The 20,486-nt window shown below is 38.1% G+C and carries 16 protein-coding genes, 1 tRNA gene and 2 pseudogenes; 16 read left to right on the plus strand and 3 right to left on the minus strand.

Annotation, left to right across the window (positions count from 1 at the left end):
* Nucleotides 1-44 precede the first annotated feature (44 nt).
* Nucleotides 45-117, plus strand: a tRNA-Thr gene (locus tag SMI_RS03550).
* Nucleotides 118-227: 110 nt separating this feature from the next.
* Here SMI_RS03550 and SMI_RS10740 read toward each other — a convergent pair.
* Nucleotides 228-539, minus strand: coding sequence for a hypothetical protein (locus tag SMI_RS10740; RefSeq protein WP_000694303.1), 312 nt, complete (start codon nucleotides 537-539; stop codon nucleotides 228-230).
* A 480-nt stretch (nucleotides 540-1,019) separates the two neighbouring features.
* On the opposite strand from SMI_RS10740, the gene SMI_RS03560 reads away from it, so the two are divergent.
* Both SMI_RS03560 and SMI_RS03565 read left to right on the plus strand, forming a co-directional pair.
* The gene (locus SMI_RS03560) at nucleotides 1,020-7,571 is read left to right on the plus strand and encodes a S8 family serine peptidase (RefSeq protein WP_000750101.1); all 6,552 of its coding nucleotides are present in this window, start codon (nucleotides 1,020-1,022) and stop codon (nucleotides 7,569-7,571) included.
* Between the two features lie 484 nt (nucleotides 7,572-8,055).
* Nucleotides 8,056-8,364 (plus strand): hypothetical protein, encoded by a 309-nt coding sequence (locus SMI_RS03565; RefSeq protein WP_000734653.1) that lies wholly within the window; start codon nucleotides 8,056-8,058, stop codon nucleotides 8,362-8,364.
* A 79-nt stretch (nucleotides 8,365-8,443) separates the two neighbouring features.
* On the opposite strand, the gene SMI_RS03570 is transcribed toward SMI_RS03565, so the two are convergent.
* Entirely contained in the window at nucleotides 8,444-8,803 is a 360-nt protein-coding gene (locus SMI_RS03570) for a DUF3397 family protein (RefSeq protein WP_012972478.1), read from the minus strand.
* 91 nt (nucleotides 8,804-8,894) lie between these two features.
* On the opposite strand from SMI_RS03570, the gene SMI_RS03575 reads away from it, so the two are divergent.
* From SMI_RS03575 to SMI_RS03595, 5 genes and pseudogenes are all read left to right on the plus strand, one after another.
* Nucleotides 8,895-9,851 carry a TIGR01212 family radical SAM protein gene (locus SMI_RS03575; protein ID WP_000867029.1) on the plus strand — a complete coding sequence of 319 codons (957 nt, stop codon included), beginning with the start codon at nucleotides 8,895-8,897 and terminating at the stop codon, nucleotides 9,849-9,851.
* Nucleotides 9,835-10,393, plus strand: a pseudogene (locus SMI_RS03580) (class I SAM-dependent methyltransferase). Before SMI_RS03575 ends, SMI_RS03580 begins: the two are co-directional and overlap by 17 nt.
* A complete protein-coding gene (locus SMI_RS03585) occupies nucleotides 10,386-10,640 on the plus strand; it encodes a hypothetical protein (protein WP_000361088.1) in 255 nt (84 codons plus the stop codon). Before SMI_RS03580 ends, SMI_RS03585 begins: the two are co-directional and overlap by 8 nt.
* Before the next feature lie 11 nt (nucleotides 10,641-10,651).
* A complete protein-coding gene (locus SMI_RS03590) occupies nucleotides 10,652-12,706 on the plus strand; it encodes a cation:proton antiporter (protein ID WP_000421662.1) in 2,055 nt (684 codons plus the stop codon).
* Between the two features lie 27 nt (nucleotides 12,707-12,733).
* Nucleotides 12,734-13,594, plus strand: a complete 861-nt coding sequence (locus SMI_RS03595) for a YihY/virulence factor BrkB family protein (RefSeq protein WP_001233700.1) — start codon at nucleotides 12,734-12,736, stop codon at nucleotides 13,592-13,594.
* 95 nt (nucleotides 13,595-13,689) lie between these two features.
* Here SMI_RS03595 and queA read toward each other — a convergent pair whose 3' ends face one another.
* Nucleotides 13,690-14,718, minus strand: coding sequence for a tRNA preQ1(34) S-adenosylmethionine ribosyltransferase-isomerase QueA (gene queA, locus SMI_RS03600; protein WP_001090135.1), 1,029 nt, complete (start codon nucleotides 14,716-14,718; stop codon nucleotides 13,690-13,692).
* A 150-nt stretch (nucleotides 14,719-14,868) separates the two neighbouring features.
* Here queA and SMI_RS03605 point away from each other — a divergent pair, with 150 nt between their 5' ends.
* From SMI_RS03605 to SMI_RS03640, 8 genes and pseudogenes are all read left to right on the plus strand, one after another.
* Complete coding sequence (locus SMI_RS03605; RefSeq protein WP_000864603.1) at nucleotides 14,869-15,576, plus strand: glucosamine-6-phosphate deaminase; 708 nt, start codon at nucleotides 14,869-14,871, stop codon at nucleotides 15,574-15,576.
* A 138-nt stretch (nucleotides 15,577-15,714) separates the two neighbouring features.
* A complete protein-coding gene (gene rpsU / locus SMI_RS03610; RefSeq protein ID WP_000048054.1) occupies nucleotides 15,715-15,891 on the plus strand; it encodes a 30S ribosomal protein S21 in 177 nt (58 codons plus the stop codon).
* A 129-nt stretch (nucleotides 15,892-16,020) separates the two neighbouring features.
* A pseudogene (gene hprK / locus SMI_RS03615) lies at nucleotides 16,021-16,960 on the plus strand (HPr(Ser) kinase/phosphatase).
* Nucleotides 16,953-17,741: a prolipoprotein diacylglyceryl transferase gene (gene lgt, locus SMI_RS03620; RefSeq protein ID WP_000886648.1), complete on the plus strand. Its 789-nt coding sequence runs from the start codon at nucleotides 16,953-16,955 to the stop codon at nucleotides 17,739-17,741. The pseudogene hprK and the gene lgt overlap by 8 nt, the downstream one beginning before the upstream one ends.
* On the plus strand, nucleotides 17,742-18,125 hold the full coding sequence (locus SMI_RS03625; RefSeq protein WP_000895039.1) for a DUF948 domain-containing protein: 384 nt from the start codon (nucleotides 17,742-17,744) through the stop codon (nucleotides 18,123-18,125). It begins immediately after the preceding gene.
* Nucleotides 18,126-18,140: 15 nt separating this feature from the next.
* Nucleotides 18,141-18,530 carry a YtxH domain-containing protein gene (locus tag SMI_RS03630; protein ID WP_000517381.1) on the plus strand — a complete coding sequence of 130 codons (390 nt, stop codon included), beginning with the start codon at nucleotides 18,141-18,143 and terminating at the stop codon, nucleotides 18,528-18,530.
* An 82-nt stretch (nucleotides 18,531-18,612) separates the two neighbouring features.
* A complete protein-coding gene (gene hemW, locus SMI_RS03635; RefSeq protein ID WP_001170096.1) occupies nucleotides 18,613-19,743 on the plus strand; it encodes a radical SAM family heme chaperone HemW in 1,131 nt (376 codons plus the stop codon).
* 4 nt (nucleotides 19,744-19,747) lie between these two features.
* Nucleotides 19,748-20,485, plus strand: coding sequence for an acyl-[acyl-carrier-protein] thioesterase (locus SMI_RS03640; protein WP_000524761.1), 738 nt, complete (start codon nucleotides 19,748-19,750; stop codon nucleotides 20,483-20,485).
* Nucleotide 20,486 lies beyond the last annotated feature (1 nt).

Genomic DNA, 20,486 nt, shown 5'->3' on the forward strand with positions numbered 1-20,486 from the left:
ATTCTTGACATCTATTCTCAGAGTGCTATACTGTAAGTGTAATAGCCGATTTAGCTCAGTTGGTAGAGCAAGGCACTCGTAAAGCCTAGGTCACAGGTTCGATCCCTGCAATCGGCAAAGAGAAGAAGTCTCATCAGGCTTCTTTTTCTTTTTAAAGAAAATCAGACCACTTAGACCGATATAGAGACCAGATAGGCAAACGAACTTGTTCTTGAGAAACTCCTCTGCTATAATGATTTTTGTGAGGGACGTGAGTATTCATACTCTTCGAAAATCTCTTCAAACAACGTCAGCTTCACTTTGCCGTAGGTATGGTTACTGACTTCGTCAGTTCTATCCACAACCTCAAAACAGTATTTTGAGCTGACTTCATCAGTTCTATCCACAACCTCAAAACAGTATTTTGAGCTGACTTCGTCAGTTCTATCCACAACCTCAAAGCAGTGCTTTGAGCTGACTTCGTCAGTTCTATCCACAACTTCAAAGCAGTGTTTTGAGCAGCCTGCGGCTAGTTTCCTAGTTTGCTTTTTGATTTTCATTGAGTATTAGTTGCTAGAGCAAGGCACTCGTAAAGCCTAGGTTATAGGTAGATAAACGACTGAGGATTTGAAAAAATAGATATGTAGAAGATAACCGTTAAGTCTTATTCTTAGCGGTTATTTATATTGTTTAATAGCGCTGATATTTCATCAATGATGTTTGATTTTGTGATGTTGCTAGTGCTTTAATTTTGATTGCTACTATTTTTGATGGTGTGAATGTGCTTATAATGTATCCCCGTTAAGTACGAAACTTTTGCATCATTTATTAACATGCGTTAAAAATAAAATTAACCAGCCTTAATTTTTCTTGACTTAAATTTTTTAAATGATATACTATTTTTATGGAGAGCTAACAATTATATATAAATGTACTACTCTATTTCCTAGATAATACTTAGTAAAACTTTTTATAACAAAGGCTAGCAAAGTTAAAGTTTACTATCTATTGGAATTTAAATAAATATGTAAGGAATTAAAATGAAAAAAAGTACAGTATTGTCATTAACCACAGCTGCAGTTATTTTAGCAGCATATGTCCCTAATGAGGTAGTTTTAGCAGACACATCTAGCTCTGAAGATGCTTTAAATATCTCTGATACAGAAAAAGTAGTAGTAGATAAGGAAGCAGAAAATAAAGAAAAACATGAAAATATTCATAATGCTATAGAAACTTCAAAGGATACTGAAGAAAAGAAAACAACAATTATTGAGGAAAAAGAAGTTGTTAGTAAAGAATCTGTGATAGATAACAAAACTAGCAATGAAGAAGAAAAAATCAAAGAAGATTCCAATCAATCCAAAGAAGATAAAGCGGACTCGTCTGCAAGTAAAGACCCAGAAAGTCCCAAAAAAGAGGATAAACTTGTCTATATTGCTGAATTTAAAGATAAAGAATCTGGAGAAAAAGCAATCAAGGAATTATCCAATCTTAAGGATACAAACGTTTTATATACTTATAATACGATTTTTAATGGTGTTTCAATAGAAACAACTCCAGATAATCTGGATAAAATTAAACTAATAGAAGGTATTTCATCGGTTGAACGGTCACAAAAACTCCAACCCATGATGAATCATGCCCGAAAGGAAATTGGAGTTGAGGAGGCGATCGATTACCTAAAGGCCATTAATGCTCAATTTGGGAAAAATTTTGATGGTAGAGGTATGGTCATTTCAAATATCGATACGGGGACAGATTATAGGCATAAGGCCATGAGGATTGATGATGATGCTAAAGGCTCAATGAGATTCAAAAAAGAAGACTTAAAAGGTACTGATAAAAATTTCTGGTTGAGTGATAAAATCCCTCATGCTTTCAATTATTATAATGGTGGTAAAATCACTGTAGAAAAAGCTGATGACGGAAGTGATTATTTTGATCCACATGGAATGCATATTGCAGGGATTCTTGCGGGAAATGATACTGAAAAAGACATCAAGAACTTTAATGGAATAGATGGAATTGCTCCTAATGCACAGATCTTCTCTTATAAAATGTACTCTGACGCAGGATCTGGGTTCGCAGGGGATGAAACAATGTTTCATGCTATTGAAGATTCTATCAAACACAACGTTGATGTTGTTTCTGTATCATCTGGTTTTACAGGAACAGGTCTTGTAGGTGAGAAATATTGGCAAGCTATTCGGGCATTAAGAAAAGCAGGCATTCCAATGGTTGTCGCTACGGGTAACTATGCGACTTCTGCTTCAAGTTCTTCATGGGATTTAGTAGCAAATAATCATCTGAAAATGACCGACACTGGAAATGTAACACGAACAGCAGCACATGAAGATGCGATAGCGGTTGCATCTGCTAAAAATCAAACAGTTGAGTTTGATAAAGTTAAGATTGGAGGAAAAAGTTTTAAATACAGAAATATAGGAGCCTTTTTCGATAAGAATAAAATCACAACAAATGAAGATGGTTCAAAAGCTCCTGATAAATTGAAATTTGTATATATAGGCAAAGGCCAAGACCAAGAGTTGATAGGTTTGGATCTTAAGGGCAAAATTGCAGTAATGGATCGAATTTATACCAAGGATTTAAAAGATGCTTTTAAAAGAGCAACGAATAAGGGAGCACGCGCCATTATGGTTGTAAATACTGTCAATTACTACAATAGAGATAATTGGACAGAGCTTCCAGCAATGGGATATGAAGCGGATGAAGGGACTAAAAGTCAAGTATTTTCAATTTCAGGAGATGATGGTGTAAAGCTATGGAACATGATTAATCCTGATAAAAAAACGGAGGTTAAAAGAAATAGTAAGGAAGATTTCAAAGATAAATTGGAGCAATACTATCCAATTGATATGGCCAGCTATAATTCTAATAAACCGAATGTAGGTGATGAAAAAGAGATTGACTTTAAGTTTGCACCTGACACAGACAAAGAATTGTATAAAGAAGATGTCATCGTTCCAGCAGGATCCACATCTTGGGGGCCAAGAATAGATTTACTTTTAAAACCCGATGTTTCAGCACCTGGTAAAAACATTAAATCTACTCTCAATGTCATTAATGGGAAATCAACTTATGGCTATATGTCAGGAACTAGTATGGCAACTCCAATCGTAGCAGCTTCTACTGTTTTGATTAGACCGAAGTTAAAGGAAATGCTTGAAAGACCTGTATTGAAAAATCTTGAGGGAGATGACAAAATAGATCTTACAAGTCTTACAAAAATTGCTCTACAAAATACTGCGCGACCGATGATGGATGCAACGTCTTGGAAAGAAAAAAGCCAATACTTTGCATCACCTAGACAACAGGGAGCAGGGCTAATTAATGTGGCCAATGCTTTGAGAAATGAAGTTGTAGCGACTTTCAAAAACAAGGATTCTAAAGGTTTGGTAAACTCTTATGGTTCTATTTCTCTTAAAGAAATAAAAGGAGAAGAAAAATATTTTACAATTAAGCTTCACAATACATCAAACAGACCTTTGACTTTTAAAGTTTCAGCATCAGCGATAACTACAGATGCTCTAACTGACAGACTAAAACTGGATGAAACATACAAAGATGAAAAATCTCCAGATGGTAAGCAAATTGTTCCAGAAATCCACCCAGAAAAAATCAAAGGAGCAAATATCACATTTGAGCATGATACTTTCACTATAGGCGCAAATTCTAGCTTTGATTTGAATGCGGTTATAAATGTTGGAGAGGCTAAAGACAAAAATAAATTTGTAGAATCATTTATTCATTTTGAGTCAGTGGAAGAAATGGAAGCTCTAAACTCTAACGGGAAGAAAATAAACTTCCAACCTTCTTTATCAATGCCTCTAATGGGATTTGCTGGGAATTGGAACCACGAACCAATCCTTGATAAATGGGCTTGGGAAGAAGGATCAAAATCAAAAACAATGGGAGGTTATGATGATGATGGTAAACCGAAAATTCCAGGAACCTTAAATAAGGGAATTGGTGGAGAACATGGTATAGATAAATTTAATCCAGCAGGAGTTATACAAAATAGAAAAGATAAAAATAGAACATCCCTAGATCAAAATCCAGAATTATTTGCTTTCAATAACGAAGGGCTAAATGCATCATCAAGTGGTTCTAATATTGCTAACATTTATCCTTTAGATTCAAATGGAAATCCTCAAAAGGCTCAACTTGAAAGAGGATTAACACCTTCTCCACTTGTATTAAGAAGTGCAGAAGAAGGATTGATTTCAATAGTAAATACAAATAAAGAGGGAGAAAATCAAAGAGACTTAAAAGTCATTTCGAGAGAACACTTTATTAAAGGAATTTTAAACTCTAAAAGCAATGATGCAAAGGGAATCAAATCATCTAAACTAAAAGTTTGGGGTGACTTGAAGTGGGATGGACTCATCTATAATCCTAGAGGTAGAGAAGAAAATGCACCAGAAAGTAAGGATAATCAAGATCCTGCTACTAAGATAAGAGGTCAATTTGAACCGATTGCGGAAGGTCAATATTTCTATAAATTTAAATATAGATTAACTAAAGATTATCCATGGCAGGTTTCCTATATTCCTGTAAAAATTGATAACACAGCCCCTAAGATTGTTTCGGTTGATTTTTCAGATCCTGAAAAAATTAAGCTGATCACAAAGGATACTTATCACAAGGTAAAAGACCAATACAAGAATGAAACCCTATTTGCGAGAGATCAAAAAGAACATCCTGAAAAATTTGACGAGATTGCAAACGAAGTTTGGTATGCTGGCGCCGCTCTGGTTAATGAAGATGGAGAGGTTGAGAAAAATCTTGAAGTAACTTATGCAGGTGAGGGTCAAGGAAGAAACAGAAAACTTGACAAAGACGGAAATACTATTTATGAAATTAATGGGGCAGGAGATTTAAGAGGAAAAATCATTGAAGTTATTGCATTAGATGGCTCTAGTAATTTCACAAAGATTCATAGAATTAAATTTGCTGATCATGCTGATGAAAAGGGGATGATTTCTTATTACCTAGTAGATCCTGACAAAGATGCTTCTAAATATGAAAAACTTGGTGAAATTTCTGAAGATAAACTCAAAAATGCAAAGAGCCCAGAGGAAAATACCAATAATAATCAAGCTAAGGATGAAGATTCAAAACCAGATGAAGAAAGTTCAGTTGAGGGAGAAGCTAGCCTTGAAATAAATAAAAATATTTCAACAATTAGAAACTTTGAAAATAAAGACCTAAAGAAACTCATTAAAAAGAAATATAGGGAAGAAGAGGACTTTGTAAATGGTGGTACAAGAACAGTAGAACTTGATTATCGATATGACGATAAAGGAAATATAGCTGCCTATGACGATGGTAGCGCCTTAGAATATGAAACTGAAAAACTTGACGAAATCAAATCAAAAATTTATGGTGTTCTAAGCCCGTCTAAAGATGGACACTTTGAAATTCTTGGAAAGATACGTAATGTGTCTAAAAATGCCAAGGTATATTATGGAAACACCTATAAATATATAGAAATCAAAGCGACCAAGTATGATTCCAATTCAAAAACGATGACATTTGATTTATACGCTAATATTAATGATATTGTGGATGGATTAGCTTTTGCAGGAGATATGAGATTCTTTGTTACAGATGATGGTCAGAGAAAAGCTGAAACGAAGATTAGAATGCCTGAAAAAAATAGGGAAACTAAGACAGAATATCCCTATGCATCAAGTTATGGGAATATAATAGAATTAGGGGAAGGAGATCTTTCAAAGAACAAACCAAATAATTTAACTGAAATGGAATCTGGTAAAATCTATTCTGATTCAGAAAAACAACAATATCTATTAAAGGACAACATCATTCTAAGAAAAGGCTATGCACTAAAAGTGACTACCTATAATCCTGGAAAAACGGATATGTTAGAAGGAAATGGAGTCTATAGTAAGGAAGATATAGCAAAAATACAAAATGCCAATCCTAATCTAAGAGCCCTTTCAGAAAAAATAATTTATTCTGACAGTAGAAATGTTGAAGATGGAAGGAGTACTCAAGCTGTATTAATGTCAGCTTTGGACGGCTTTAACATTATAAGGTATCAAGTGTTTAGATTTAAAATGAACGATAAAGGGGAGGCAATCGATAAAGATGGAAATCTTGTAACAGATCCTTCTAAACTGGTATTATTTGGAAAGGATGGTAAAGAGTACACTGGAGAGGATAAGTCCAATGTAGAAGCTATAAAAGAAGATGGCTCTACGTTATTTATTGATGCAAAACCAGTAAACCTTTCAATGGACAAGAACTACTTTAATCCATCTAAATATAATAAAATTTATGTACGAAATTCAGAGTTTTATTTAAGAGGTAAGATTTCTGATAAGGGTGGTTTTAACTGGGAATTGAGAGTTAATGAATCTGTTGTAGATAATTATTTAATCTACGGAGATTTACACATTGATAACACTAGAGATTTTAACGTTAAGCTTAATGTTAAAGACGGTGACATCATGGACTGGGGAATGAAAGACTATAAAGCAAACGGATTTCCAGATAAGGTAACAGATATGGATGGAAATGTTTATCTTCAAACTGGCTATAGCGATTTGAATGCGAAAGCGGTTGGAGTACACTATCAATTTTTATATGATAATGTTAAACCAGAAGTAAACATTGATCCTGAGGGAAATACTAGTATTGAATATGCTGATGGAAAATCTGTAGTCTTTAACATCAATGATAAAAGAGATAATGGATTCAATGGTGAGATTCAAGACAAACATATTTATGTAAATGGAAAAGAATACAAATCATTTGATGATATTAAACAACTAACAGATAAGACACTAAATATTAAGATTCTTGTAAAAGATTTTGCAAGAAATACAACCGTAAAAGAATTCATTTTAAACAAAGATACGGGAGAGGTAAGCGAATTAAAACCTCATACGGTGACTGTGACCATTCAAAATGGAAAAGAAATGAGTTCTAAGATAGTGTCGGAAGAAGATTTCATTTTACCTGTCTATGAGGGTGAATTAGAAAAAGGCTATCAATTTGATGGCTGGGAAATTTCTGGTTTCGAAGGGAAAAAAGATGCTGGTTATGTTATTAATGTGTCAAAAGATACCCTTATAAAACCTGTATTCAAGAAAATAGAGGAGAAAAAGGAGGAGGAAAATAAACCTACTTTTGATGTATCGAAAAAGAAAGATAAGGTGCAAGCAAATCATAGTCAATTAGATGAAAATTACAAAAAGGAGGATTTACAAAGAGAAAATCCTTCACACAAATCTGATTCAACTGAAGGTATCACAGCTACAGTTCCTGTACAAGTAAATTATAGTCAATTAGATGAAAGTCAAAGATCTGATTCAACTGAGGATGTCAAAGTTACAGTTCCTGATGAAAATAAGAAGGAAGTTTATCTTAATGAACCAGAGAACATAGCTAATAAACATACTAACATTGATAGTAAATCGGATACTAACCATTCTGATAGGTTGCCAAAAACCGGAACAGTTAGCGAAGTCTTCACGTCATTGGTTGCTGGAATAATGTTTACCTTAGGTGCATTTCTTGGATTAAAGAAAAAAGATCAAGATTAAGACAAAAGCTATAGATGAAAAATGGTTTATGTACTAAGATAGTGTGATGATGAGACAGTTTTGTGAAAATAGCCATTTATAACTCAATTATTTAGTTTGCTTTGATAGTGATACTCTTTTAGAATGTATTAATGGACTTAGTTTAGATAACTAATGAATTGATTGAAAGGGTTAGTATTGACAATATTGGTCATATTGATTAGATAATAAAATCTATCAAAATTTAAAGGCTAATAGAGGTGATGAGACAATTTCAAGGAATTAAGTAGCGTTTGGTTGCTTAATTCCTTTTTATTTGGAAGGAAGTTTTTCACCTGATTCCTTATTTTATGGCTATTATTGAGCCACTTAGACCGAGATATAGACCAGATAGGCAAAAGAACTTGTTCTTGAGAAACTCCTCTGCTATAATGATTTTTGTAAGGGATGTGAGGCGTCGATACCAGATGGTTCAAGTTTCTAAAAAGAAATTGGAGATTAACAAATGAAAAAATTATTGGGGATTGTATTTTTAGTAGCAGCAGCGACAGTAGTGTATTTTGGTTCTGTTGGCTGGCCAAGTTTAGATGTCAACCTCTGGTCCCTGATTCCGGTAGGATTGTTCCTCTTTTTCACACTAGAGAATCTTTTGAAAAAGGATTACAAGGCTAGTCTGATGTGCTTCATTATTGCCTTTATCATCGTAAATGCGATTTTGGATTTTTTGCCAATTTCAAGTGGCTTGGTGATTGGAGCAGGTGTGCTGGCTTGTGTAGGTATTGGTTATCTATTTCCGGATAAAGAAGGAAAATAGGAATTGATGAAAAAATAGATAAAGAAAAAAACACTTCAATCACTGTATTTCAGCTTGATTGAGGTGTTTTCAATTTTTTTTATTTCTGAGCCATCAATTCAACAATCATCTCGATATACATAACAAGGGTCAATAAGAATCCTGCACGCCAGAAGAATTTGATGAACTTAGGATAGTAAAAGCTGCGTTTTTTCAAAAGAAAGAAAAAAACGAGAATAATGGCTAGGAGTGAGAGGGCTAGTCCCAGTCTAGGGAGAAAATTATGGGTAAAGGTTTTAGCTGTGATTAGGTAGTACTCAAATACCAAGACTGGAAAAGCCAAATCCGCAAAGTTTCGTCCTAGTTTTTTTAATCTAAAAAGTTTGGTTATGATAATGCAGACAACTAAGGTCAGTATCAATAATAAAATAGATGCTAATTTCATTAAAATCATATCCATATTGTATCATAAAAAATGGCTAATGGAAACGAGAAACAGAGGAATTTATAGGAAAGTCAGGCTTTTGAGATTGTGGGTGATTTTTGTTATAATGAAAGTTATGAAATCTTATAACACCTTGAATGATTATTATCGAAAACTCTTTGGAGAAAAGACCTTTAAAGTCCCTATTGATGCGGGATTTGACTGTCCCAATCGTGATGGGACTGTGGCTCATGGAGGTTGTACTTTTTGTACGGTTTCAGGTTCTGGAGATGCTATTGTAGCACCAGATGCGCCTATCCGTGAGCAATTTTATAAGGAAATTGACTTTATGCATCGTAAGTGGCCAGATGTTCAGAAGTATCTGGTTTATTTTCAAAATTTTACCAACACCCATGAAAAGGTGGAAGTTATTCGAGAGCGCTATGAACAGGCTATCAACGAGCCAGGTGTGGTAGGAATCAATATCGGAACGCGCCCAGACTGTTTACCAGACGAAACCATTGAATATTTGGCTGAGTTATCGGAGCGCATGCATGTGACGGTAGAATTGGGCTTGCAGACCACTTATGAAGCAACCTCTGACCTGATTAACCGTGCCCATTCCTATGAGTTGTACGTGGAAACGGTCAAGCGTTTGAGAAAGTATCCCAAGATTGAGATTGTTTCCCATCTGATCAATGGACTTCCTGGTGAAACCCATGAGATGATGATTGAAAATGTCCGCCGCTGTGTCACGGATAACGATATTCAAGGGATTAAACTGCATTTGCTTCACCTGATGACCAATACACGTATGCAACGAGATTACCACGAAGGACGCTTGCAGTTGATGAGCCAGGACGAATATGTTAAAGTCATCTGTGATCAACTGGAAATCATTCCCAAGCATATCGTCATCCATCGAATTACAGGAGATGCACCTAGAGATATGCTGATTGGGCCTATGTGGAGCCTCAATAAATGGGAAGTCCTTAATAGTATTGAGATAGAGATGCGACGTCGCGGAAGTGTTCAGGGATGCAAGGCTGTAAAACAGGAGTTTGAAAATGAAAAGACCACTTGAAATGGCACATGATTTTTTGGCTGAGGTTGTAACTCAGGATGATATCGTAGTGGATGCGACCATGGGAAATGGTCATGACACGCTTTTTTTAGCTAAGCTAGCAAAGCAAGTCTATGCCTTTGATATTCAGGAGCAAGCCTTAGAAAAGACCCAAGAGCGTTTGAACCAAGCTGGAATGACAAATGCCCAGTTAATCTTGCAAGGTCATGAGACACTGGACCAGTTTGTGACAGAAGCCAAGGCAGGGATTTTCAATCTGGGCTATTTGCCGTCAGCTGATAAGTCAGTCATTACCCAACCTCAGACAACGATTGAAGCATTAGAAAAGCTGTGTGGCTTACTTGTCAAAGGGGGACGGATTGCTATCATGATTTACTATGGTCATGAAGGAGGCGACCTCGAGAGGGATGCTGTCTTGGATTTTGTTAGCCAGTTGAATCAACAAGAGTATACAGCTGCCATTTACCGAACCCTGAATCAAGATTAACAACCCACCATTTTTAGTGATGATTGAAAAATTAGAGAGATATAGACATGGATAAACAATACCTACGTGAAAAGCTGGATGCCATGCGCCAGAATTTTGTTGAGTCAACCCACCACGAACGAGCGGTGGGAGTACTAGACCAAGCTCGTATGAGCAAAAAAATGCTTAAAATCAAGAAAAAATTAGTTGCTCTTGAAATGGAACGGTGCCAGAGAAAAATTGAGCACAAGGATTGTTCCAAGATTGACCAAAAAATCAAAGAGCAGAAGGAGATATTTGAATCCTGTTGTAAAAAAGATTAAGGAGGACGTGCGTGGAATTACTGATTTACCTCATCCTATTTTTACTGGTCTTGATTGTCTCGAGTACAACCAATAAGCTCCTGCCCTTTTTGCCTCTCCCTTTGGTGCAGATTCTTTTGGGAATTGTAATTGGTCTCTTTTTACCCAATACTGACTTTCACCTCAATACGGAGTTGTTTTTGGCACTGGTTATTGGGCCCTTGCTTTTCCGAGAGTCGGAGGAAGCAGATATTACGGCTATTTTAAAACACTGGCGAATCATTATTTATCTCATATTTCCAGTGATTTTTATCTCGACCCTGAGTTTGGGTGGCTTGGCTCACCTTCTTTGGCTCAGCCTTCCCTTGGCAGCTTGTTTGTCTGTTGGGGCAGCCCTTGGGGCTACGGATTTGGTAGCTTTTGCCTCTCTTTCGGAGCGCTTTAGTTTTCCTAAGCGCGTGTCCAATATCCTTAAGGGTGAAGGACTCTTGAATGATGCATCTGGTTTGGTTGCCTTTCAGGTAGCTTTGACAGCTTGGACAACGGGAGCCTTTTCCCTTGGGCAAGCTAGTAGTTCGCTCATCTTTTCAATCCTAGGCGGTTTTTTGATTGGATTTTTAACAGCCATGACCAACCGTTTCCTCCATAGCTTCTTGCTAAGTGTGAGAGCAACGGATATTGCCAGCGAGCTTTTATTAGAATTGAGTTTGCCTCTGGTGACCTTCTTCCTGGCAGAAGAAGTCCACGTTTCAGGAATTATTGCCGTTGTGGTTGCTGGGATTTTAAAGGCAAGCCGTTTTAAGAAAATTACGCTCCTCGAAGCCCAAGTGGATACGGTGACCGATACGGTCTGGCATACAGTGAACTTTATGCTCAACGGTTCTGTCTTTGTGATTTTAGGGATGGAGCTGGAAATGATAGTAGAGCCTATCTTGACCAATCCAATCTATAATCCCTTACTTTTATTGCTATCTCTTATAGCCCTTACCTTTGTCCTCTTTGCTATTCGTTTTGTCATGATTTATGGCTATTATGCCTATAGGACTAGACGTCTCAAGAAGAAGCTAAATAAGTATATGAAGGACATGCTTCTCTTGACCTTCTCAGGTGTCAAGGGAACCGTGTCGATTGCTACGATCCTTCTGATACCAAGTAATCTAGAGCAGGAGTATCCTCTCTTACTTTTCCTCGTTGCAGGTGTGACGCTTGTAAGCTTTTTAACAGGTCTCTTGATTCTGCCTCATCTTTCGGATGAACAGGAAGAAAGCAAGGATTATCTCATGCATATCGCCATTTTGAATGAGGTTACTTCGGAGTTAGAAAAAGAACTTGAAACTCATAAGAATAAGCTTCCTCTCTATGCAGCTATTGACAATTACCATGGACGAATAGAGAACCTTATCTTGAGCCAAGAAAATAAGGGGGCTCAAGAAGACTGGGAGACCTTGAAACTTCTTATCCTCAGTATTGAGAGTGATGGTCTGGAACAGGCTTACGAAGAGGGCAAGATGAGTGAGCGTGCCTATCGAGTTTACCAGCGTTATTTGAAAAACATGGAACAAAGTATCAATCGCAAGTTTGCTTCACGATTGACCTATTATTTCCTTGTTTCCTTGCGGATTTTACGTTTTCTCCTTCATGAAGTCTTTACCTTAGGCAAGACCTTCCGTAGTTGGAAAAATGAAGAATCACAGAAACTCAGAGCCCTTGACTATGACCAAATTGCAGAGCTCTATCTAGAAAATACAGAGATGATTATCGAAAGTCTGGAGAATCTTAAAGGGGTTTATAAGAGTTCTTTAATCAGCTTCATGCAAGATTCTCGTCTCCGTGAAACAGCTATTATCACCAGTGGTGCCTTTGTCGAACGGGTTATCAATCGCGTTAAGCCCAACAATATCGATGAAATGCTGAGAGGTTATTATCTGGAGCGCAAGTTGATTTTCGAATATGAAGAAAAACGATTGATTACGACCAAGTATGCCAAGAAGTTACGACAAAATGTGAATAATTTGGAGAACTATTCCTTGAAGGAAGCTGCCAATACCCTCCCTTATGATATGATGGAATTGGTAAGAAGAAATTAATCAAGATTATAAGTGAAGGAGAGTAACATGAGAAAGTGGTGGAAAGAGCTGATTGATAGCCCCTTTTTAAAAGCTTTTTTACATTATTATCAAAAATCAGATAGTGAATTGACGAGTGTTGCAGTGGCCTATTATTGGTTGATTTCTATCTTCCCCTTGTTATTAGTTTTGATCAACATTTTGCCTTATTTTCATATTTCTGTTTCAAATTTTTTAAACGTGACTAATGGGTTTTTACCTGATACGGTTTATGATGTTGTTGCAAAAATTGTAATGGAAGTTCTGACCCAGCCATCAACAGGTTTACTGAGTTTTGCGGTATTATCAGCTTTATGGACTTTTTCAAAGTCCATGAACTATCTGCAAAAAGCGTTTAATAAGGCCTATGGGGTAGCTAAGAGTAGAGGTTTAATTTACCAGCAATTGATGAGTTTACTAGTCAGTTTTGGCTTGCAAATCCTTTTTGCTTGTGCCTTGTTTTTGAGCGTATTTGGCCGTATTTTACTAGATTTTCTCAAAAAGTATTGGCAATCTGATAATCCAATATTCCTTTATCTAGAAGACTTTACAGGGCCTTTAGTTTTCACCTTAATTTTTGCGATTTCAGTGATGATTTATTATTTGCTTCCTAATGTTAAAGTACCACGAATACGTTATGTTTTACCTGGAAGCTTCTTTGTTTTGTTGACACTGGTTTTGATCTTAAATATCTTTTCAGCTTCTGTGAATAATTACATCAATAATCTCGTAGATGTCCGTTTTGTAAGTTCTATTATTTTTGTAGTGACCATGTTTTGGTTTATTTTACTGGCTAAGATATTGATTATCGGTGCAGTAATCAATGCTAGTTTTCAAAGTTTAAAAGATCCAAATTTTAATATAGATTAATTGTTTGAGCTAGGAAATAACCATAAAATAAAAATAGAGATTCACACAAAAGGTGAATCTCTATTTTTATTGGAAATCTTTAGTCCAGCTCCCATCTAGTAAATAAACATGGCATCACCAAAACTAAAGAAGCGGTAGTGTTCTTGGATGGCATGGTGGTAGGCATCTAAGACTAATTCACGACCTGCAAAGGAAGAAACCAGCATGACCAGAGTTGATTTTGGCAGGTGGAAGTTGGTTGAGAAGGCATCCACGACCTTCCATTCATAGCCAGGTTTGATAAAGATATTGGTCCAGCCAGAATCTGCTTGGATTTGCCCTTCAAACTTGGAACCAATAGTCTCCAAGGTGCGGATAGAAGTGGTTCCGACAGCAATAACACGACCACCATTTTCCTTGACAGAGCGAAGGGTGGCAGCAGCCTCCTCAGAAAGTTGGTAGAATTCTGAGTGCATTTCATGTTCGTCCAGATTGTCCACAGAGACAGGTCTAAAGGTTCCGAGCCCGACATGAAGAGTCAGATAGACCAGATGAACTCCTTTAGCTTGGATTTCTGCCAGCAGTTCTTTGGTGAAGTGAAGACCAGCAGTCGGTGCCGCAGCAGAGCCACTTTCCTTAGCGTAAACGGTTTGATAGCGTTCGCGGTCATCCAATTTTTCGTGAATATAAGGTGGCAGCGGCATTTCACCTAGACTTTCCAAAACTTCTAGGAAAATTCCTTGGTATTCAAAGCGGACAATACGGCCCCCGTGGGTCAATTCTTCCGTAACGATAGCGCTGAGACGGCCATCACCAAAGCTGACACGAGTACCGACCTTGAGGCGTTTGGCAGGTTTAGCCAGAACTTCCCACTCATCTCCAGCAGTATTTTTGAGTAGGAGAAGTTCCACATGACCTCCAGTTTCTTCCTTTTGACCATAGAGTCGGGCAGGGAGAACTCGGGTGTCGTTCATGACAAGGGCATCACCAGGTTCCAGCATGTCAATAATAGAGTGGAAGTGTTTATCCTGCATTTCTCCCGTCTCACGGTTGACGATGAGGAGTTTAGAGGCATCTCGTTTTTCAAGGGGTGTTTGGGCAATCAATTCCTCAGGTAAGTGGAAATCAAAATCAGCTGTATTCATATATCTGTTCATTCTTTCTAAGTTCTAATCTTATCCATTATAACATGTTTCAAGTGTGGACGCTCTTTTTTTAGAAATTAAATCGTTTTCACTTGACAAAAATTGGTCTATACCATATAATAAATATAGATAGAAATGGAGGATGAAAAGATGAAAGTTATTAAAGTTGAAAACCAAGTTGAAGGTGGAAAAGTTGCTTTTGAGATTTTGAAGGAAAAATTGGCTAATGGTGCTCAAACATTGGGACTTGCGACAGGAAGCAGCCCGCTTGAATTTTACAAGGAAATTGTTGAAAGTGACCTTGATTTTTCAAATCTAACCAGTGTCAACCTTGATGAATATGTAGGTCTTGATGGCGACAATCCTCAGTCTTACCGCCACTTCATGCAAGAAAACTTGTTCAACCAAAAACCATTTAAAGAAAGTTTCTTGCCTCGTGGGGTTAAGGATCATGCTGGAGCTGAAGTTGAACGCTACAATCAAATTTTGGCTGACCATCCAGTTGATCTGCAAATCTTGGGAATCGGTCGTAATGGACATATCGGATTTAATGAGCCTGGTACTCCATTTGACAGTCAAACGCATCTAGTTGAACTTGATCAGTCTACTATCGAAGCCAATGCTCGCTTCTTTGACAAGATTGAAGATGTTCCAACCCAAGCCATTTCAATGGGAATTAAAAACATCTTGGATGCCAAGTCAATTATTCTCTTTGCTTACGGCGAATCAAAAGCAGAAGCCATTGCCGGCACCGTGTCTGGTCCAGTGACCGAGAACCTACCAGCAAGTAGCCTCCAAAATCACCCTGATGTGACGATTATTGCGGATGCTGAGGCGCTTAGCTTACTTGAAAAATAAAAAGCAATATTCTATTGAACGCTTTCAACTCTTGTATAAATGGAAGAAAAAATCAAAATTAAACCGCATTTTTTCTTGACAATTATTCCCTTTACGTGTAAAATAGAATAGATCTTGAACTTGAAGGGAGTGAAAAAAATGTCTAAAACAGTAGTACGTAAGAATGAATCTCTTGACGACGCACTTCGTCGTTTCAAACGTGCGGTTACTAAAGCTGGTACTCTTCAAGAAACACGCAAACGTGAATTCTATGAAAAACCTTCTGTAAAACGTAAACGTAAATCAGAAGCAGCTCGTAAACGTAAAAAATTCTAACTAGAAATGAAAGGCTAGAGAAATCTAGTCTTTTTCTTTTAAATAAATACTTCAAAGCCTGCAAAAATCTCAAATATCCTCCTACAATTTGATATAATAGAGAGAAGAACTCATTTGAAGGAGGAAATGATGTCGGTTTTAGTAAAAGAAGTGATTGAAAAGCTTAGACTAGACATTGTCTATGGCGAACCAGAATTACTTGAAAAGGAAATTAATACCGCGGACATTACGCGACCTGGTCTTGAAATGACAGGTTATTTTGATTACTATACTCCAGAGCGGATTCAGCTCTTGGGAATGAAGGAGTGGTCTTATCTCGTTTCGATGTCCTCTCACAACCGTTACCAAGTCTTGAAAAAAATGTTTCTACCTGAAACACCTGCGGTTATTGTTGCCCGTGGTTTGGTGGTTCCAGAGGAAATGTTAAAGGCAGCCAGAGAATGTAAGATTGCCATTTTAACTAGCCGTACGGCGACCAGTCGTTTATCTGGAGAATTATCTAGTTATCTGGATTCTCGTTTAGCAGAACGGACCAGTGTGCACGGTGTCTTGATGGATATCTATGGAATGGGTGTCTTGATTCAAGGCGATAGTGGAATCGGTAAGAGTGAGACAGGTCTTGAGCTTGTCAAACGTGGTCACCGCTTGGTAGCTGATGACCGTGTCGATATCTTTGCCAAGGATGAGATTACTCTTTGGGGTGAACCTGCTGAAATCTTGAAACACTTGATTGAAATTCGTGGGGTTGGAATTATCGATGTTATGAGTCTCTACGGTGCCAGTGCTGTCAAGGATTCTTCACAGGTTCAGCTGGCTGTCTACTTGGAAAATTATGATACGCATAAGACTTTTGATCGTCTTGGAAACAATGCAGAGGAAATAGAAATTTCTGGCGTAGCCATTCCTCGTATCCGCATTCCAGTGAAAACAGGTCGTAATATCTCTGTCGTGATTGAGGCTGCTGCCATGAATTATCGTGCCAAGGAAATGGGCTTTGATGCGACGCGCTTTGTTCGAAGAACGCTTGACCAATCTCATTGCTCAAAACGAGGAGGTGCCTAATGCTTGATCCAATTGCTATTCATCTAGGCCCTCTAGCCATTCGTTGGTATGCCTTGTGTATTGTGACAGGCTTGATTCTTGCGGTTTATTTGACCATGAAAGAAGCACCTAGAAAGAAGATCATACCAGACGATATTTTAGATTTCATCTTGATAGCCTTTCCTCTGGCTATTTTAGGAGCTCGTCTCTACTATGTTATTTTCCGTTTTGATTATTATAGTCAGAACTTGGGAGAAATTTTTGCCATTTGGAATGGTGGTTTGGCCATCTATGGTGGTTTAATAACTGGGGCTATTGTTCTGTACATTTTTGCTGATCGTAAACTCATCAATACTTGGGATTTTCTAGATATTGCGGCGCCTAGCGTCATGATAGCCCAAAGTTTGGGTCGCTGGGGCAATTTCTTTAACCAAGAAGCTTATGGTGCAGCAGTGGATAATCTGGATTATCTACCTGGCTTTATCCGTGACCAGATGTATATAGAGGGGAGCTACCGTCAACCGACCTTCCTTTATGAGTCTCTATGGAATCTGCTTGGTTTTGCCTTGATTTTGATATTCAGACGAAAATGGAAGAGCCTCAGACGAGGTCATATTACTGCTTTCTACTTGATTTGGTATGGTTTCGGTCGTATGGTTATCGAAGGCATGCGGACAGATAGCCTCATGTTCTTCGGTCTTCGAGTGTCTCAATGGCTATCAGTTGTCCTTATCGGTCTCGGTATTTTTATCATTCTATATCAAAATCGAAAGAAGGCCCCGTACTATATTTCAGAGGAGGAAAACTAAATGTTAGAAGTTGCATATATTCTTGTAGCCCTTGCTTTGATTGTCTTTTTAGTCTATCTAATCATTACTGTACAAAAGCTTGGCCGTGTTATCGATGAAACAGAAAAGACGATTAAAACCTTAACTTCAGATGTGGATGTGACCTTGCATCATACCAATGAATTGCTGGCTAAGGTCAATGTCTTGGCAGATGATATTAATGTCAAGGTAGCAACGATTGATCCACTATTTAGTGCAGTTGCAGATTTATCTCTATCTGTTTCCGACCTCAATGACCATGCGCGTGTCTTGAGTAAGAAAGCTTCATCGGCTGGTTCAAAAACTATTAAGACTGGTGCAAGTTTGTCAGCTCTTCGTCTTGCAAGTAAATTTTTCAAAAAATAAAAAAGGAGAATTCTTATGGGTAAACTATCCTCAATCCTTTTAGGAACCGTTTCAGGTGCAGCTCTTGCCTTGTTTTTAACAAGCGACAAGGGCAAACAAGTTTGCAGTCAGGCTCAAGATTTTCTAGATGATTTGAGAGAAGATCCTGAGTATGCCAAGGAGCAGGTCTGTGAAAAACTGACAGAAGTCAAGGAACAGGCTACAGATTTTGTTCTTAAAACCAAAGAACAGGTTGAGTCAGGTGAAATCACTGTGGACAGTGTACTTGCTCAAGCCAAATCATGTGCCCGTCAAGCGACAGAAGCATCAAAAGATCGATTCAATAATCTCAAGGAGCAATGGCAAGAAAAGGCCGAAACTCTTGATGAATCAGAAGAGATTGTTATTGACATAACAGAAGAATAAACCATCACCATCTCTGGACGGACTATGTATCTGGGGATGGTGATTTTTTCTCCTAGCGTGTCTTTGTGGTATAATAAGTACTATGCAGAAAAAACCAACGTCAGCCTATGTGCACATCCCATTTTGTACCCAGATTTGTTATTATTGTGACTTCTCAAAGGTTTTTATCAAAAATCAGCCAGTTGATAGCTATTTGGAGCATCTGCTGGAAGAGTTTCGTTCTTATGACATTCAAAAGTTACGAACCCTTTACATCGGTGGTGGAACGCCGACAGCTTTGTCAGCTTCGCAACTGGAGGTGTTATTGAAGGGCTTGACTAAAAACTTGGACTTGTCTGTCTTGGAGGAGTTGACCATTGAGGCCAATCCAGGTGACTTGGATGCGGATAAGATAGCTGTGTTGAAGAACTCGGCTGTCAATCGTGTTTCCTTAGGCGTGCAGACCTTTGACGACAAGATGCTGAAAAAGATTGGGCGCAGTCATTTGGAGAAGGATATTTATGAAAATATCGACCGCCTGAAACTGGCTGGTTTTGACAATATCTCTATCGACTTGATTTATGCACTGCCTGGTCAGACCATGGAGCAGGTCAAGGAAAATGTGGCTAAGGCCATTGGGCTGGATATTCCTCATATGAGTTTGTATAGCTTGATTTTAGAAAACCATACGGTCTTTATGAACCGCATGCGGCGAGGAAAATTACCTCTGCCTAAGGAGGAACTAGAAGCTGAGATGTTTGAGTATATTATCGCAGAGCTGGAGCGAGCTGGTTTTGAGCATTATGAGATTTCCAATTTCTCCAAGCCTGGTTTTGAAAGTCGCCACAATCTCATGTACTGGGACAATGCTGAATACTATGGCATCGGTGCTGGGGCATCTGGTTATGTCAATGGTGTCCGCTATAAAAATCATGGTCCGATTCGTCATTATCTGAGTGCTGTTGAGGAAGGTAATGCTCGCATCACAGAAGAGCACCTGAGTCAAAAGGAGCAGATGGAAGAAGAAATGTTCTTGGGCCTCCGCAAGAAATCAGGAGTCTCCATGGCGCGATTTGAGGAAAAATTTGGACGGCCCTTCGATGGACTTTATGGAGAAATTGTCAAGGACTTGGTTCAACAAGGTCTCATGCAAATAGACGGTGATCGCGTGCGCATGACAAAAAGAGGTCTCTTTTTAGGAGACACCGTAGCAGAACGATTTATTTTGGAGTAGGATGATGGGCTTAACTTATCAAATGAAAATGAAAATTCCTTTTGACATGGCTGACATGAACGGTCATATCAAGATTCCAGATGTGATTTTACTATCCCTGCAAGTTTCAGGGATGCAGTCGATTGAGTTGGGTGTTAGTGATAAGGCCATTTTGGAAAACTATAATCTGGTCTGGATTATCACAGATTATGAGATTGAGGTGCCTCGTTTGCCTCGTTTTGCGGAAGAAATCACTATCGAAACGGAAGCCCTGAGCTACAATCGACTCTTTTGCTACCGTCGCTTTACCATTTATGATGAAGCGGGGCAGGAGCTCATTCACATGATGGCGACCTTTGTTCTCATGGACCGAGACAGTCGAAAAGTCCATGCAGTAGAACCTGAGATTGTGGCTCCTTACCAGTCTGATTTTGATAAAAAACTTATCCGTGGACCGAAGTATGAGTCCTTGGAAGAGTCAGTCAGTAAGGATTACCATGTCCGTTTTTATGATTTAGATATGAATGGCCATGTCAATAACAGTAAATACTTGGACTGGATTTTTGAGGTCATGGGAGCAGATTTTTTGACCCAGTATATTCCCAAGAAAATCAATCTCAAGTATGTCAAGGAAGTTCGACCAGGTGGGGTGATTACATCGGCTGTTGAACGGACTGGACTGGAAAGTAAGCATGAGATTACAAGCGACGGTGCTACCAATGCACAAGCTATCATCACTTGGCAAGAAATAAAAAAGGATTAGA

The organism is Streptococcus mitis B6 (genome assembly GCF_000027165.1).
In the GTDB taxonomy this organism is placed as follows: Bacteria; Bacillota; Bacilli; order Lactobacillales; family Streptococcaceae; genus Streptococcus; species Streptococcus mitis_AR.